The organism is Phenylobacterium immobile (ATCC 35973) (genome assembly GCF_001375595.1).
GTDB lineage: Bacteria > Pseudomonadota > Alphaproteobacteria > Caulobacterales > Caulobacteraceae > Phenylobacterium > Phenylobacterium immobile.
The window spans coordinates 40,174-54,926 of the sequence record NZ_CVJQ01000002.1; the positions used below are offsets into that span (position 1 = coordinate 40,174).

The 14,753-nt window shown below is 66.2% G+C and carries 16 protein-coding genes; 9 read left to right on the plus strand and 7 right to left on the minus strand.

What is annotated here, in order from left to right:
* Positions 1-6: 6 nt before the first annotated feature.
* From BN1313_RS14260 to BN1313_RS14270, 3 genes are read left to right on the plus strand one after another with little or no spacing between them, the layout of a single operon-like run.
* Positions 7-786 (plus strand): ABC transporter ATP-binding protein, encoded by a 780-nt coding sequence (locus BN1313_RS14260; RefSeq protein ID WP_245620256.1) that lies wholly within the window; start codon positions 7-9, stop codon positions 784-786.
* Positions 786-1,724 (plus strand): MlaD family protein, encoded by a 939-nt coding sequence (locus BN1313_RS14265; RefSeq protein WP_091742839.1) that lies wholly within the window; start codon positions 786-788, stop codon positions 1,722-1,724. The genes BN1313_RS14260 and BN1313_RS14265 overlap by 1 nt, the downstream gene beginning before the upstream one ends.
* A complete protein-coding gene (locus BN1313_RS14270; protein ID WP_091742841.1) occupies positions 1,721-2,365 on the plus strand; it encodes an ABC-type transport auxiliary lipoprotein family protein in 645 nt (214 codons plus the stop codon). The genes BN1313_RS14265 and BN1313_RS14270 overlap by 4 nt, the downstream gene beginning before the upstream one ends.
* A 1-nt stretch (position 2,366) precedes the next feature.
* Here the strand turns inward: BN1313_RS14270 and BN1313_RS14275 are convergent, their stop codons facing one another.
* Together BN1313_RS14275 and BN1313_RS14280 are read right to left on the minus strand one after the other, a co-directional pair.
* Entirely contained in the window at positions 2,367-4,295 is a 1,929-nt protein-coding gene (locus BN1313_RS14275) for a UDP-N-acetylglucosamine 4,6-dehydratase family protein (RefSeq protein WP_176696046.1), read from the minus strand.
* 250 nt (positions 4,296-4,545) lie between these two features.
* Positions 4,546-5,235, minus strand: a complete 690-nt coding sequence (locus BN1313_RS14280) for a TorF family putative porin (protein WP_091742855.1) — start codon at positions 5,233-5,235, stop codon at positions 4,546-4,548.
* 292 nt (positions 5,236-5,527) lie between these two features.
* Between BN1313_RS14280 and queF the strand changes: the two genes are divergently transcribed.
* A complete protein-coding gene (gene queF, locus BN1313_RS14285; protein WP_091742857.1) occupies positions 5,528-5,983 on the plus strand; it encodes a preQ(1) synthase in 456 nt (151 codons plus the stop codon).
* Positions 5,984-5,989: 6 nt separating this feature from the next.
* Here queF and BN1313_RS14290 read toward each other — a convergent pair whose 3' ends face one another.
* Positions 5,990-6,592: a nitroreductase family protein gene (locus tag BN1313_RS14290; RefSeq protein ID WP_091743185.1), complete on the minus strand. Its 603-nt coding sequence runs from the start codon at positions 6,590-6,592 to the stop codon at positions 5,990-5,992.
* A 75-nt stretch (positions 6,593-6,667) separates the two neighbouring features.
* On the opposite strand from BN1313_RS14290, the gene BN1313_RS14295 reads away from it, so the two are divergent.
* The 5 genes from BN1313_RS14295 (at position 6,668) to BN1313_RS14315 (ending at position 10,441) form a co-directional block, all read left to right on the plus strand.
* Entirely contained in the window at positions 6,668-7,276 is a 609-nt protein-coding gene (locus tag BN1313_RS14295) for an NUDIX domain-containing protein (protein ID WP_091742859.1), read from the plus strand.
* 27 nt (positions 7,277-7,303) lie between these two features.
* Positions 7,304-8,134, plus strand: coding sequence for a serine O-acetyltransferase (cysE, locus tag BN1313_RS14300; protein ID WP_091742861.1), 831 nt, complete (start codon positions 7,304-7,306; stop codon positions 8,132-8,134).
* Positions 8,135-8,223: 89 nt separating this feature from the next.
* Positions 8,224-8,430: a DUF3126 family protein gene (locus BN1313_RS14305; RefSeq protein WP_091743186.1), complete on the plus strand. Its 207-nt coding sequence runs from the start codon at positions 8,224-8,226 to the stop codon at positions 8,428-8,430.
* Positions 8,431-8,433: 3 nt separating this feature from the next.
* On the plus strand, positions 8,434-9,330 hold the full coding sequence (folD, locus tag BN1313_RS14310; protein ID WP_091742862.1) for a bifunctional methylenetetrahydrofolate dehydrogenase/methenyltetrahydrofolate cyclohydrolase FolD: 897 nt from the start codon (positions 8,434-8,436) through the stop codon (positions 9,328-9,330).
* Positions 9,331-9,430: 100 nt separating this feature from the next.
* A complete protein-coding gene (locus BN1313_RS14315) occupies positions 9,431-10,441 on the plus strand; it encodes an NAD-dependent epimerase (protein WP_091742864.1) in 1,011 nt (336 codons plus the stop codon).
* On the opposite strand, the gene BN1313_RS14320 is transcribed toward BN1313_RS14315, so the two are convergent.
* Genes BN1313_RS14320 through BN1313_RS14335 form a run of 4 tightly spaced genes read right to left on the minus strand, consistent with a single transcriptional unit; the run spans position 10,438 to position 14,711 of the window.
* Positions 10,438-11,718 (minus strand): nucleotide sugar dehydrogenase, encoded by a 1,281-nt coding sequence (locus BN1313_RS14320; protein WP_091742866.1) that lies wholly within the window; start codon positions 11,716-11,718, stop codon positions 10,438-10,440. The genes BN1313_RS14315 and BN1313_RS14320 overlap by 4 nt on opposite strands.
* Positions 11,719-11,778: 60 nt before the next feature.
* Entirely contained in the window at positions 11,779-12,189 is a 411-nt protein-coding gene (locus tag BN1313_RS14325; protein ID WP_091742868.1) for a DUF4112 domain-containing protein, read from the minus strand.
* 18 nt (positions 12,190-12,207) lie between these two features.
* A complete protein-coding gene (gene dgcA / locus BN1313_RS14330; protein ID WP_091742870.1) occupies positions 12,208-13,188 on the minus strand; it encodes an N-acetyl-D-Glu racemase DgcA in 981 nt (326 codons plus the stop codon).
* The gene (locus BN1313_RS14335; RefSeq protein ID WP_141653162.1) at positions 13,185-14,711 is read right to left on the minus strand and encodes a hypothetical protein; all 1,527 of its coding nucleotides are present in this window, start codon (positions 14,709-14,711) and stop codon (positions 13,185-13,187) included. Before BN1313_RS14335 ends, dgcA begins: the two co-directional genes overlap by 4 nt.
* Between the last annotated feature and the right edge of the window lie 42 nt (positions 14,712-14,753).

The following is a 14,753-nucleotide window of genomic DNA, read 5'->3' on the forward strand; positions in this document are numbered from 1 at the left end:
GACGGCCTGGACCTTAAGGGCCCAGTTCTCCAGGTGCGCGATCTGGTCACCGCCTTCGGCGCAAATGTCATCCACGACGGCGTTGACCTGGAGATGCGGCGCGGCGAGGTGCTCGCCGTTGTCGGAGGGTCCGGCGCGGGCAAGTCGGTGTTGCTCAACACCATCATCGGCCTGCGCGAGCCGGCGTCCGGCCTGATCAAAGTGTTCGGCCAGGATATCCAGCGCGCGTCTCGCAGGCGCTGGGTGGCGATCGAACGGCGTTGGGGCGTGCTTTTCCAACAGGGCGCGCTGTTCTCCAACCTGACCATCAAGGAGAACGTTGCAGCGCCGCTCTTCGAGCATACCAAGCTGCCGCGCAGCGAAATCTATGACCTTGCCGAGTTGAAGATCGCCATGGTCGGCCTAAAGCCTGAGGCTAGCGCGCTGAAGCCCGCCGAGTTGTCTGGCGGCATGCGTAAACGCGCGGCGCTGGCGCGCTCGCTGGCGCTCGATCCCGAGCTGCTCTTTCTGGACGAACCGACAGCCGGTCTCGATCCCATCTCGGCCGGCGCCTTCGACGAACTCATCAAGGACCTGTCAGACAGCCTGGGGCTGTCGGTGTTCATGATCACCCACGATCTCGACACCCTCTATGCGATCACAGATCGCGTGGCGGTGCTGGCCGACAAGAAGGTGGTTGCGATCGCTCCGGTGCACGAACTGGAGCGTTCGGATCATCCCTGGATCAAAGAATATTTCCTGGGACCGCGCGGTCGCGCGGCCGCCAAGACTGGAACCGACCGCTGATGGAAAAAAACGCCAACTACTTCCTGGTCGGCCTGTCGTCGACGCTTCTGTTTCTCGGCCTGGTCGTGTTCGTTGTCTGGCTGGCGCGGTTCTCCCTGGCGCGCGACTACGACCTCTATGACGTCGTTTTCCAAGGGCCGGTTCGCGGCCTGAACCAGGGCGGCGAGGTACATTTCAACGGCATCAAGGTGGGCGAGGTCAGCAAGATCGCACTCGACAAGACCAACGCCAGCCGCGTGATCGCCCGGGCTCGAGTGACTTCCGACGTGCCGATCCGGATCGACTCCTACGCGACGCTGGAGCCGCAAGGCATCACGGGCGTGAACTATATTCAGATCACCGCCGGCACGCCCGCCAAGGCCTTGCTGAAGGACGTGACGCCGCGCAACGAGGTGCCGGTCCTGCGCAGCCAACGCAGCGCGCTGTCGGACCTGCTGGAGGGCGGCGGCACCGTGCTGACGCGGACGATCGAGGCGTTGGACCGCGTAAACCGGGTTCTGTCCGACCAGAATATCAAAAACTTCTCAGCGACGGTATCGGACACCCAGGCTTTCACGGCTGAGCTGCGCGAGCGCAAGCAGATCATCGCCGACGCTCAGAAGGCGTTGCAGCAGATCGGCGCGGCGACGGAGAATTTCAACACCCTGGCGGTGACCGGCAACGACATCCTGAACGGCGACGGCCGCCGGGCCATGCGCCAAGTCGCCGACGCCGCCACAGAGGCCAAGGGGGCGGCTCGCTCGGCGCAGCAGATGATCGGAAAGCTGGAGGGTCCGACCTCGGACTTCGCCACCAACGGCCTGCCGCAGATCAGCGGCGCGGTGATCCAGCTGCAGAACGCCGCGGAATCGCTTGAGCGCCTGGTTAACGACGTCCAGTCAAGCCCGACGGGCGCGTTGGGCAAAGCCCCCGCAGAAGAAGTGAAGGTGAAGCCATGACCGCCCGACTGAAGACTTCCGCCTGGGCCCTGCCGCTTCTTTGCGCCAGCGCCCTCGCGCTCAGCGGCTGCGTTTCCCTATTGCCGAAGGCCAAGCCCGCCACGCTCTACCGCTTTGGACAGGCCGCGCCCGCGGCGAGCGTCCAGCCGACGCCGGTGACCGGCCATGTCGTGGTGTTTCGTGCGATGGGCTCGTTCCAGCGCGAGTCAGCCGGCGACCGCCTGCTGACCATCACCGGCGATAAGGCGGCCTATGTCGCTCAGACCCGCTGGGTGGCGCCCGCCGTCACACTGTTCGACGAAGCGCTGCTGACGGCCTTCGATCGCGATGGGGGCCCGGTCAGGCTGCTGGCGCGAGGCGAGGCTGGCAAGGCCGCCTACGCCCTGCGGATCGACGTGCGGAATTTCGAAACCCATTACGACCAAGGCGAAAAGGCTGCGCCGCTCGTCGTCGTTCGCGCCCGGGTCGCCCTCACCAACAACGACGATCGCACCCTGGTCGCGGAGCAGTATCTGGAGTCTCAAGTGCGGGCCGGCGACAACAGGGTCGGCGCCATCGTCGCCGCCTATGACCAGGCCGTGACCCAGATGATGACCAAGCTGGTCAGCTGGGCCAACGCGAGCGCCAAGCCGATCCCCTGATCTAGCGGTTCGCCACAACGCGCAGGGCCGGCGCAGCGCCCGGCTTCTCGCCGCGGATCTGTGCGACCAGATCGAAAAGCGCCGTGCGAACCTTGTCGGTTTCACCGGCCTGGGCCAGTTCCTTAAGGTGCTGCAGATGGCCGGGCGTGACGCGCAGGGCGGAACTGGAGATCACTTCCAGCACCTTCGGCGCGCAGGGCACGGAGCGCTCAGTCTCGTCCAGCAGGGACTCGCTGAGCCGCTCGCCGGGGCGGAGGCCCGTCACCTCGATCTCCATGTCCTTGCCAAGCGTGCGGCCCGAGAGCGCGATCATCTGGCGCGCCAGATCGATGATCCGCACGGGTGCGCCCATCTCCAGCAGGAAAAGACGGGCATGGCGGCCATCGCCCTCCGCATTCGTCGCCGTGGCGTGAAGCACCAGCTGGCTCGCCTCGGGGATGGTCATGAAGAAGCGGGCCATATCAGGGTGGGTGACCGTCACGGGCCCTCCCCGCTCAATCTGCGACTTGAAGATCGGCACCACCGAGCCCGCAGAGCCCAGCACATTGCCGAAACGCACGGCTGAGAAGCGCGTGCCACCCGTTGATTGCTGCGCCTGGATCACCGATTCGGCGAGGCGCTTTGTGGCGCCCATGACGTTGGTCGGGTCGACGGCCTTGTCGGTGGAGATCAAGACCATCTGGGCCGCCCCGCTGGTCTTGGCGGCTTCGATCACATTGGAGGTGCCAACGACGTTGGTCAGCACGCCCTCGACCGGGTGGCGCTCAACCATGGAGACGTGCTTGAGCGCCGCGGCGTGGAAGACGAGATCCGGCTTCTCGACGTCGAAGCCTGCGTTGACCCGCTGCTCGTCGCGGACGTCGCACAGCAGCGCGCGTCGCGACATCGCGGGATAGGTCTCCGCCATCTCACGATCGATCTCGAAGAGCGCCGTTTCTGAGAAGTCGAGCAAGGTCAGGTGCGCGCACTGGAAAGCCGCGACCTGACGGCAAAGCTCGCCGCCGATGCTGCCGCCGGCTCCGGTCACCAGAACACGCCGGCCCTTGATCAGCTTGGCGATGCCCTCGCGATCGAGTTCAATCGGATCGCGTGTCAGGAGTTCCTCGATATTGATCTCCCGCATCGGCAGCAGGGTGACGCTGTCGTGCTGGGGCAGTTCAACAATGGAGGGCAGTCGGAGCAGGCGCACGCCCTCCGCCTTCAGGCGGCCCAGCAAGTCGACCGACAGACCCTTCAGGCGCGCGGGCTCATCGAGAAACAGGACGGCGCGGGGGAAGCGGTTCCAGCGACGCAGGTCGGCCAGGGCCTCATCAATGCGAGTGAGGCTTTCGATCACGCAGACCCCGCGCACCTGCTGGCCCTTGTCGCGGGGATCGACGCCGACGATGCCAACCGGCGTATAGGAGCGGTCACGTCTGCGGGCGAGGTCACGCAGATAGGTGTCCGCCAGCGCCGGCGGACCGATCAGCAGCAACGATGGCGAGGCTGAGACGCGATCGATGACCGTCTTCAGAGGCGAGAAGCTGTCGAGCGCGCGTTCATGCAGGGCGCGACGCATAATCCGGACCCCCACGGCGCCGATCACCTGAAACATCGGCGCCAGGAACAAGGCCGCCCGCGGCAGGCCACGGGCGCGATCAAGGACGAAGACCGCCAGGAGAAACACACCGGCCGTCAGCAACGCGATGCGGGCCAGCACCAAAGCGTCGGGGATCGAGGCATAGCGCCAGGGTGACAGCTCCCGGCGGAAGACAATGGCGAAGGCGCCGGCGATGCCCGCGTAGATCATCGCGAGTTGCAGCACATTCAGGCCGGTGATGCCGCCGGCGCCCACGAGAGCGCGGCCAGCCGGAGCGATCAGATAAGCCAGGGCGAAGGCGCCGGCGGCGACGACCATATCGATGGCGACGGTCTGGGCTCGCGGGGCCATCCCCTCCATAGGCGTACTCCGATGTCTCTCGCGACAGGCGATTCGCCCAATCCGCAGGACGTCCGCAGAAGGGAAGGTCCGAGTCCGACACCATTGGGGCCAGAATCTGTCCGCCCAGGATGTCCGCTAGCGGATATTCCGCCAATAGAACGACACCATCAGATTAAGAACCGCGACCATTCGGCGCAAACAGAAAAGCCGCCGCCTCTTCGGGCGACGGCCATTTCCGCAGCGATCGAGCCCTGACGGCTTAGAACATGGCCTTGATGGTGGCCACGAAGCGGCTGTCGTAGATCTTGCCGAAGCTGTGTTCGTCCGTGTCGTGGTAGCGCAGGTCGATGGCGAAGTGATCGGTGAGGGCGTAGCCGATACCGGCGTTCCAAGTGGTGTAGTCGCCAGGGCCATCCAGTTGTTGATGACCGACTGCGCCGCTGATCGACAGCTTGGTCTCCGGGATGCTCACCGAGCCGTTCACTTCGTAATAGAGAGCCGAGTCGATGCCGCCGAAGAACTCGGGCGAATAGTAGGCCGCGACACCGACGGCGCCGATGCCGACCGGCACCGAAGCCGCGCCCTTGAATTCCCAATAATCCTGGTTCGAACCCGACGGGCTTCCCGTATAGCCGTAGCGCACGGCGCCGAGGTCGAAGGTCACGGCGCCGACGACCGGCTTCACGCCAGCGTACAGATCGTATTCCAGGTCGGTGTCGTTGCCGAAGTCGACGTTAGAGGCCCAGACGCCCGCATAGAAGATGCCCGAGCTGGCGTCGACGCCGCCGAAGACCGACGGATCCTCATTGGTCTGGCTCACACCACGGAAAACATAATCGTTGTTGACGCCCACGTTGAAGGCGAAGGTCGGCGCGTCCTGGGCGCTGGCGGCGCCAGCGACAGCCAAGGTCGCCGCGGCGGCGGCGAGCGAGAGTTTCAGAGTTTTCATCGGTATCCCCTTTTTCCCCGATTTCCGGGCGTATCGCCGGTATTCCACAGTCAGGGTTCGCGGGGAGGCGGAGCGGGCCTAAGTGGGGCTCAGAGGCTGCAAAGGCGCCTATTTTATGCCCTCATAAATGCACCGCCGATTATTTAAATGGCGAAAAGCGGCTCGTTTCGCAGGTGCGTTGGTGACCTTCATGCGAAATCTAAGCCCCACATCCGCAAGCGCCGCCGAGGACGGAACGCCGCCCCGGCGTGGATTCGTTGTCGGCGAAAGCCTCAGGCGCTAAAGCCTCAGCATGGACACCACCCACCTGACGCAACTCGGGCAGGCCGCCGGCGCCTTCGCCAGCCCTGAGGCAGCGGTGCTCGAGCGCGTCGCGAACCCTCACCCGGACACGACCTATCTGGCCCGGTTCACCATCCCGGAATTCACTTCGCTGTGCCCCGTGACGGGTCAGCCCGACTTCGCCCATATCGTGATCGACTATGTCCCTGCCGAGTGGCTGGTCGAGTCGAAGTCGTTGAAGCTCTATCTGAGCTCGTTCCGCAATCACGGGGCCTTTCACGAAGATTGTACGATCGCGATCGGCCAGCGCCTGGTCCGCGAACTGGCGCCGGCTTGGCTGAGGATCGGTGGCTACTGGTACCCACGCGGCGGGATTCCGATCGACGTCTTCTGGCAGACAGCCGCGCCGCCCGAAGGACTATGGCTGCCCGACCAGGGCGTCGCGGCCTACCGCGGGCGCGGTTGAGGCGGCCTAGCCGTCCCAACGGGTGGTGATCGCCGCCATGTCCGGGCGCTCGCGCTCGCGCGGCGATTCCGAAGACGTACCGATCATCAGGAAGCCGGCCACCTGCTCGCCCGGGGCCAATCCGATGACGGCCGCGGCCTCACCGTCGTAGGCATACCAGTCGGTGATCCAGTTACCGCCGTACCCCATGGCCAGAACCGCGATCAGCAGGTTCTGGCAGACTGCGGCGGCCGAAAGCCTCTGCTCCCACTCTGGGATGGCGCCGGGCTTGGGCGAGGAGACGACGGCGACCGTCAGGGGCGGCGTCCGCAACTTGGCCAGCTTGGCCACGAGGCGTTCATCGCCCCGGCCGCGAGCGATATTTTCAAGCGCCTGGGCGAAGCGGGCCTTGCTCTCGCCTTCGAAGATGACGAAGCGCCAAGGGCTGAGCTTGCCATGATCCGGCGCGTGGGCGGCCAGGCGGAGCAGCTCGGAAAGTTCCGAGGCGCTGGGGCCCGGTGCGGTAAGCGTCAGCGCGGAGTGGGAGCGGCGTCGCGCGAGGAAATCAAGCACCTGCGGCTGAGGTTGCAACGCCACGGGTTCGCCGAAGGCCGGAGATTCGCTAACCATGATGTCTCGCATTGATGGCGGGCCACAAAGCTAATGCTTATTGGTCGCAATGATTGAGAGCAAGGCACAGCGACGATGGCGGAAGCACCAGACTGGCTGAAACGTCATGGCTCGGCCTGGACGCGCTCAGAGCCCGATACGGTTTTTGAGAATCCATGGATCGCGCTTGAGCGCTATGACGCCGTCGCGCCGACGGGTCGACCCGCCAGCTATGGCCTCGTCCACTTCAGAACCCGCGCCGTGGCGATCCTCCCGCTGCACGCGGACGGCACGGTGACCCTGGTGGGCCAAGATCGGTTCGCCTTTGGCTACACCTGGGAATTGCCCGAAGGCGGCGTGACGCTGGGCCTCGACCCCCTGGAGGGCGCCAAGCGCGAGTTGGCCGAGGAAACCGGGCTACAGGCCGCCACCTGGCGCGAAGTGCTGCGCATGCAGTTGTCCAATTCGGTCACGGACGAAACCGCGATCGGCTACCTCGCGTTGGACCTATCACCCGCCGTGGAGCGACATCAGCCGGATGAAACTGAAGACATCACGTTAGCGCGTCCGCCCTTTCGCGAGGCGCTTGCCGCCGCGCTCGACGGCCATCTTCAGGATTCCCTGACGGTGGCGATGTTGTTGAGGACTTACCATATGGCCCGGGAAGGCGACCTGCCGGGTGCGCTCGCACGTCTTATGCTATAGGGGCCGCCAATGGACGGAAGAGAAGTCATGAGCCAGCGTCTTGAAGTGATCGACCCCGCCACGCCGCCGCCGGTGTGGGCCTCGCTGCGCAACGAAGCTGAAGCGGTCTCGCGCAAAGAAGTCGCCCTGGCGAGCCTGCTCGCTTCGGTGGTGCTGAACCATGACCGCCTGGGTGACGCCCTTTCCTACCAGATCGCCCGCAAGCTAGGTGACACGGAGCTTCGCGCCATGTCCCTGCGCGACATCGCCAAGCAGGCTTACGATTCTGACGGGACGCTGGTCGCCAAGGCCGAGGCCGACTTGCGCGCCGTCTTCGAGCGTGACCCAGCGTGCAAGGGCTATGTCCAGCCGTTCCTTTTCTTCAAGGGATTCCAAGCCCTGCAGGTTCAGCGGGTCGCCCACTGGCTCTGGGAGGAAGGTCGCGAGACCCTGGCGCTGTATCTGCAAAGCCGCATGTCGGAAGTCTTCCAGGTGGATATCCATCCGGCGACCCAGATCGGCAGCGGGATCTTCGTCGACCATGGCACAGGCATCGTCATCGGCGAGACCGCGGTCATCGGCGACGATGTTTCGATGCTGCAGGGCGTCACCCTTGGCGGCACCGGCGCCGAGCGCGGCGATCGCCACCCGAAGATCGGCAAGGGCGTGCTGCTGGGTGCGGGCGCGAAGGTGCTGGGCAACATCCAGATCGGCGACTACGCCAAGATCGCGTCCGGCTCAGTGGTGCTGAAGCCCGTCCCGGCCGGCTGCACAGCCGCTGGCGTGCCGGCTCGCCTGGTCAATTGCCCGACATGCGAGGAGCCGGCCCGGAGCATGGATCACACCCTGGCTGAAGTGGTCTACGACTACGTGATCTGACCGGAAGTGCTCGCAAAGCGCCTTCTGTGGTTTCCGCGGGCCGCGTGAGCGGCTACGTTCCGCGCCAAATCAACTTCAGGAGTCCTCGCGTGGACGAAAAGACGATCCGCAAGATCGAGACGCACCTGCGTGGCACCTTCGCCAACGCGCGCATAGTCCTGACCCCGCGTCCGAAGCAGAAGGACTCGGCCGAGGTTTATGTCGGCGAAGAGTTCGTCGGCGTGGTCTTCGAGGATGAAGATGACGACGGCTCCTTCATGTTCGAAATGGCGATCCTCGCGGAAGACCTGCCCTGACCCATGGCTGAAGCGGCGTTGATCGACGGCAAGGTCCATGCCGAGCACCTGCGAGAGCAGGTGCGGCTGGAGGTGGCGAAGCTGGTGGCCGAACACGGTCTGCAGCCTGGCTTGGCGGTGGTGCTCGTCGGTGATGACCCCGCCAGTCAGATCTATGTCCGCTCCAAGGGTGAACATTCGCTCGCCGTCGGCATGCACTCGGTGACCCACCGGCTCCCGGCCGACGTCTCGCAGGAGGCGCTCGAGAGTTTGATCGGCGAGTTGAACGCAGACCCGTTGATCCACGGCATCCTGGTCCAACTGCCGCTGCCCGCGCCGCTGGACGAAAAGTCGGTGCTGGCCAAGATCAATCCCGACAAGGATGTCGACGGCCTACACGTGATCAACGCGGGCCGCCTGGCCAGCGGCCTTGCGGCGCTCACGCCCTGCACGCCGCTCGGCTGCATGATTCTCCTACGCGAGACTCTGGGCGACTTGACGGGGCTTCGCGCCGTCGTCGTCGGCCGTTCAGTCCTGGTGGGCCGGCCCGTGGCGCAACTTCTGCTGCAAGCCGACTGCACCGTCACCATCGCCCATTCGCGCACCAAGGACCTGGCGGCGGTCTGCCGTGAGGCCGATATCCTGGTCGCCGCCGTGGGCCGGCCCCGGATGATCAAGGCCAGTTGGATCAAGCCGGGGGCGACGGTGATCGACGTCGGCATCAACCGCGTGCCCTTTGACGACCCGGAGAAGGCCGCGGCTGGCAAGACCAAGGTCGTCGGCGATGTCGACTTCAAGGCCGCCAAAGCCGTCGCCGGCGCGATCACGCCTGTGCCGGGCGGCGTTGGCCTGATGACTGTCGCGGTCTTGCTGCAGAACACGGTGACCGCGGCCAAGCGTTTGAACGGCCTGCCCGACTAAGCGCAAAAAGCCGTGTCCTACGCCCTCTCGAAGGCTCAGGGAGTCGACGGCGCGGTTGCAAAAAGGCTATCTGCCAGCGTCAGCGTAAATGGGGGTTTCAATGGCGGTCCTGGTCACGGGGTCTGCGGGCTTCATCGGCTTCCACCTCGCGCAGGCGCTGATGGCGCGCGGCCAGGACGTGGTCGGTCTGGATTCACTGAACAGCTACTATGACCCGACGCTGAAGGCCGCACGGCTGGCCCAGCTCGAAGCCAATTCGCGCTATCGGCACGCCAAGATCGACCTGGCCGACACGGAGGCGGTCTCCAAGCTGTTCGCCGACGTGCGACCCGAAGGCGTGGTCAACCTCGCCGCCCAGGCCGGCGTCCGCTACAGCCTTGAGCAGCCCCATATCTACGGCCAGTCCAACCTCGTTGGCTTCCTGAACATTCTGGAGGGCTGCCGCGCGACCCAGCCCAAGCACCTGGTCTTCGCCTCCACCAGCTCGGTCTATGGCGCAAACACCAAGTTGCCCTTTTCGGTGCACGACAACGCCGATCACCAAATCACGCTCTACGCCGCCACCAAGATTGCGAACGAGCGCATGGCCCACGCTTATGCGCACCTGTTCGGCATCCCCTCGACCGGCTTTCGCTTTTTCACGGTCTATGGGCCGTGGGGCCGGCCGGACATGGCGCTGTTCAAGTTCACCGACGCGATCCTCGCCGACCGGCCGATCGACGTTTACGGCCAGGGCCAGATGCAGCGCGACTTCACCTATGTGGACGATATCGTACAGGGGCTGGTCGCCGGTCTCGATCGCCCGCCGGCGGCCGACGAGACTTGGGATGCGGCAAACCCTGATCCGGCGACGAGCGGCGTTGCGCCCTGGCGTATTCTCAACCTGGGCAACAGCCAGCGCGTCGAGTTGATGCGCTACATCCAGGTGCTGGAGGAGAAGCTAGGCAAGAAGGCGCAGTTGAACCTGATGCCGATGCAGCCTGGCGACGTCCAACGCACCGAGGCCGATGTCACCCAGACTCGCGCCTTGCTGGACTATTCGCCGTCGACCCCGGTCGAGGTAGGCGTCGGCGCCTTCGTCGACTGGTACCGCGACTACTACAAGCGCTAGAGGCGCAGGTCCGCGGCCGCGGCGGGCAGGACGCCCTTCACATCAAAGACCAAGGCGTCGGGTTTTCCAAAGGCGCGCACGCCCGCGCCCAGCGCGATGAACTGGCGATGGGCGACCGCCACGACGATGGCGTCGTAGGCGCCCGCCTCAGGCTCGGCGATAAGGTCCAGGCCATGTTCGGCCGCAGCGCCGACAGGATCAATCCAGGGATCCCACACATCCAGAACCGCACCCGCCGCAGCCAGGGCGGCGATGACGTCGATCACACCGGAGTTGCGCATATCCGGGCAATTCTCCTTGAACGCCAGGCCCATCATGAGAATGCGAGCGCCGTTTGCCGCCACGCCTTTGGCGGCGAGGCCGAGCAGCAGTTCATCGGCGACCTTGCCGCCCATGGCGTCATTGATCCTGCGGCCAGCGAGGATGACTTCCGGATGATAGCCCAGCGCCTCGGCCTTGTGCGTCAGGTAATAGGGATCAACGCCGATGCAGTGGCCGCCGACCAGCCCTGGGCGGAACGGTAGGAAGTTCCACTTGGTGCCCGCCGCCGCCAGCACCTCATTGGTGTCAACTCCGAGACGCCGGAAGATCAGCGAGAACTCATTGATCAGCGCGATGTTCAGGTCGCGCTGGGTGTTTTCGATCACCTTGGCCGCCTCGGCGACGCGGATCGAACTGGCCCGATGGGTGCCGGCGTCGACCACCGAGGCATAGAGCGCATCGACGAAATCCGCAGCCTCGGCGGTCGATCCCGCCGTCACCTTGATGATCGTCGACAGCCGGTGCGCCGGATCGCCGGGATTGGCGCGCTCGGGGCTATAGCCGGCGAAGAAGTCACGGTTGAAGGTCAAACCGGAGATCGCGCTGATCACTGGCACGCAGTCATCCTCGGTCGCCCCAGGATAGACGGTGGATTCGTAGATCGCCACGCCGCCTGCGCGAATGCGGCGGCCGACAGTGCGGCTGGCCGCCATCAAGGCTGTGAGATCCGGGCGCTTATCGGCGTCGATCGGCGTGGGCACGGTGACGATGAAGACATTGCAGCCGGCGAGATCGGCCTCGTCGGCGGTCAGGTTCAAACGGCGAGCCGCAGCGAAATCCTCAGCCGTGGCTTCGAGCGTTCGATCAACGCCTGCGCACAACTCAGCGATGCGCCCTGCGCTCAGATCAAAGCCGATGACCTCGACGTCCCTGGCGAAGGCCAACGCCAAGGGCAGGCCGACATAGCCCAGGCCGATGACGCCGATCCGCGCGGGCGCAGCGGCGAAGGGGTTCATCAATGTCATCGATTCGTGACTAGAGCGCTGCTGGCGCCAGGGGAAGCAGCTTCTACGCTGTCAGGCGTGAGAGGCGCGCCGACGCCGCCATCGCAGTCGCCAGGGCTCCGGCGCCGTCACAGGTCCGTGCCGCGCCTCGATGTCCTTCTGCAGCGCCTTGGCCGCCATCAGGTGTCCGGGAAACAGGGCATCGACCGCCCAACCGGCGATGGGAATACTGGACGTCGCCGTGTCGAACGCCAGATAGGCGCCCATGCGCGCGAGTGTGGCGACGCCCGCGCGCGCCTGAACCGCCTCATGGATCAAAAGCGCGCCAGCGCCGAGGCTGTAGATCAAGCCGCCGCCGACCCAGTTGATGAGGGCGTCAACGCCCAGGCCGAAAGGGCCAACCGCCACGACGCGGTCGGACAGCTGTTTGATCCGTTCGGCCGAACGCCAGGCCTGGTGGGCGCGCTGAGCAGGCTTGTCCATGACAAGCCAACGTGCGGCCTAGCCCCAGAGTTCAGTGGGCGGCGGCAGGATGGCGGAGCCCTGGAAGGTCAGGCCTGGCGTCCTGTCGCGCTCCAGCAGCAGAGGGCCGTCCAAATCGACGGCCGCCGCGCCTTGGGCGACCAACAAGGCCGGCGCCATCGCCAAGGACGTGGCCACCATGCAACCGGCCATGATCTCAAACCCCATGGCCCGCGCCGCCCCGACCATCTGGAGGGCCTCGGTTAGGCCGCCCGCCTTGTCGAGCTTGATGTTGACCATGGCGTAGCGGCCGACGCAGGCGGCCAGGTCCGCCGTCGTGCGGACGGACTCGTCGGCGCAGATCGGCACGGACCCGGCATAGGCCGCCAGCGCCTCGTCGGCGCCGGCGGGCATGGGTTGCTCGACCAGTTTCACATCTAGGCGAGCGAGTTCAGGGGCGAGCGCCTGGAACGTCGGCCAGTCGAAGGCCTCGTTGGCGTCGACGATGAGGCGACTGCGCGGCGCGGCGGCGCGGACGGCGACGAGGCGATCCAGGTCATCCGCGCCGCCGATCTTGATCTTCAGCATCGGCCGGCGCGCCTCCAGACGCGCCTGCTCGGCCATGACCTGCGGCTCGCCCAGGCTGATGGTGAAGCAGGTCTTCACTGGGTCCAGCCTGGGGAACCCCGCCAGGGTCCAGGCGCGAACGCCAGCCTGCTTCGCCGCAAGGTCCCATAGGGCGCAGTCGATGGCGTTGCGCGCCGCGCCTGCGGGCAAGGCCAGCTGCAATTGCGCCCGGTCCATCCCCGCCTCGATCTGGCTACGCAGCGATTCGATTTGCTGGAGCGCGCTGTCGAGGGTCTCGCCGTAGCGGGCATAGGCGACGGCTTCCCCGCGCCCGACGTCGGCTTCTTGCGCGATTTCGACCACCAGCACCTCCGCTGTCGTCTTCGCGCCACGGGAGATGACGAAGGCGCCGCGGATCGGCCAGGATTCCGCGCGGGCGGCCAGGGATCTCAGCCGGTGGTCTCCGTCGCCGCATCGAGCATAAGCAGGAGACGACCATCACGCGAGGCGAGGCGTCGCTCAAACACCGCGTCTCCCGCGGCGGCGGCTTCGGCCAGCCGTGCTCTGCCGCGCACCAGGAACGGCTCGACGTCGGCGCTTAGTCGGTCATCAATCTGCAGGCGGCGTTCAATTCGGCGGATTTGCGCCGGCGCCAGGCGCCTGACGAGGTCGCGCGCGAGCGAGATGTCTCGCGCCGAGCCTAAGGCTTCCATGACCCGGCCCGCTGGCGGCGCGGCGGCGGGGTCTACGCCCATAGCGGCGAGCTCGGCTTCAAGTGCGGTCGCCGCATTGTCGCGGACTTCGCTTGAGCCGGCCTCGGGCCCAATAGACGCGAGGAGGTCGCTCCAGGTCCAGGTCTCAGCCGAGGCCTCATCGTCCGGCTCCGGCGGCGGGTGTGCCTCTGTCCCTGCCGCCACCCCCTCCCCGACCGCGAACACCGAGGCGTACGCCCTGTCCCGCTCAGTCGGCGCAAGGCGCAGGCGCGGATGCTCAGCCTTCGCAGCTGACTCCTCGTCAGGATCAGGGAGGACCTCTGGGACGACCTCTGGCTCGACGGCTGGAGGGGGCGCGGCGTCTGCCGGCCGGATAGCCGGCGCCGCAGAGGCCATCATGCCCATCAGCTTCACCGTCTCGCTGAGCATCTCAAAGTTCCGCCGGACACGGGCCTGCAGCGCCTCGTCGGCAAGGGCGGCCTGCTCGGCCGTGCGGCGCGCCTCCGCAGCCAGGGCGGTCAGGCCGACAGCGACCGTGGTTCGCACCTGATCGGCCTGCGTGCTCATGGCCTGAGGAAGGCGCGACGCGCGCACATCGATCTCGCTGACCAGAGCGTCAAGGGCGACAAGGGCCGCACGGGCGTCTTCGCCGGCCGAGGTCAGGCGGGCCTCCCCGTTCGCGGCCACCTCCTCGACCATTTCGACCGCCCGGCGCACCAAGGCGTCAGCGTCGGCTATCCGGGCCTCGAACACCTGATTGGCGGTGCGACCTGCGGCGAAGGCCGCCTCACCGAGCTCGTCGATCCGCCGCCGCGCCGTCGTGGCGTCGGCGTCGGCCATAAGGCGCAGCTTCTCCGAGGCGGCGGACAGCGTAGCGACCGCGACGGCGACGCGCGCCTCCAGGCTGTCGACTTCATTGCGAATGTCTGAGACCACGACAGACACCTCGCCGGCCACGGCGAGCGAGGGCGCCAACATGGCGTCCGTGAGCGACCGTGTGCGGCCTACCTCCGCCGCAAGCCGCTGCGCCTGAGCCAACAGAGCCGCGCCGGACCAGATCATGCAAAGCGGCGCGAGGGCGAGCATGCCATAGGCCAAGAGCGGGAGCCCGGCGATAAGCGGCGCACCCGTCGCCAGGACCACGCCAGCCAGCGCCGAGAGCCAAGCGAGGCTCAGCACCGCCGCAGCGATCCAGACCGCCAGCAACGGGGCCCTACGCGCCGAAGCACGACCTGTCGCGAACCCGCCTTCGCCAACGTTCATTGCGATCCCCAAGGCCTCGGCGACTCATAGCGGGCCCAGGCC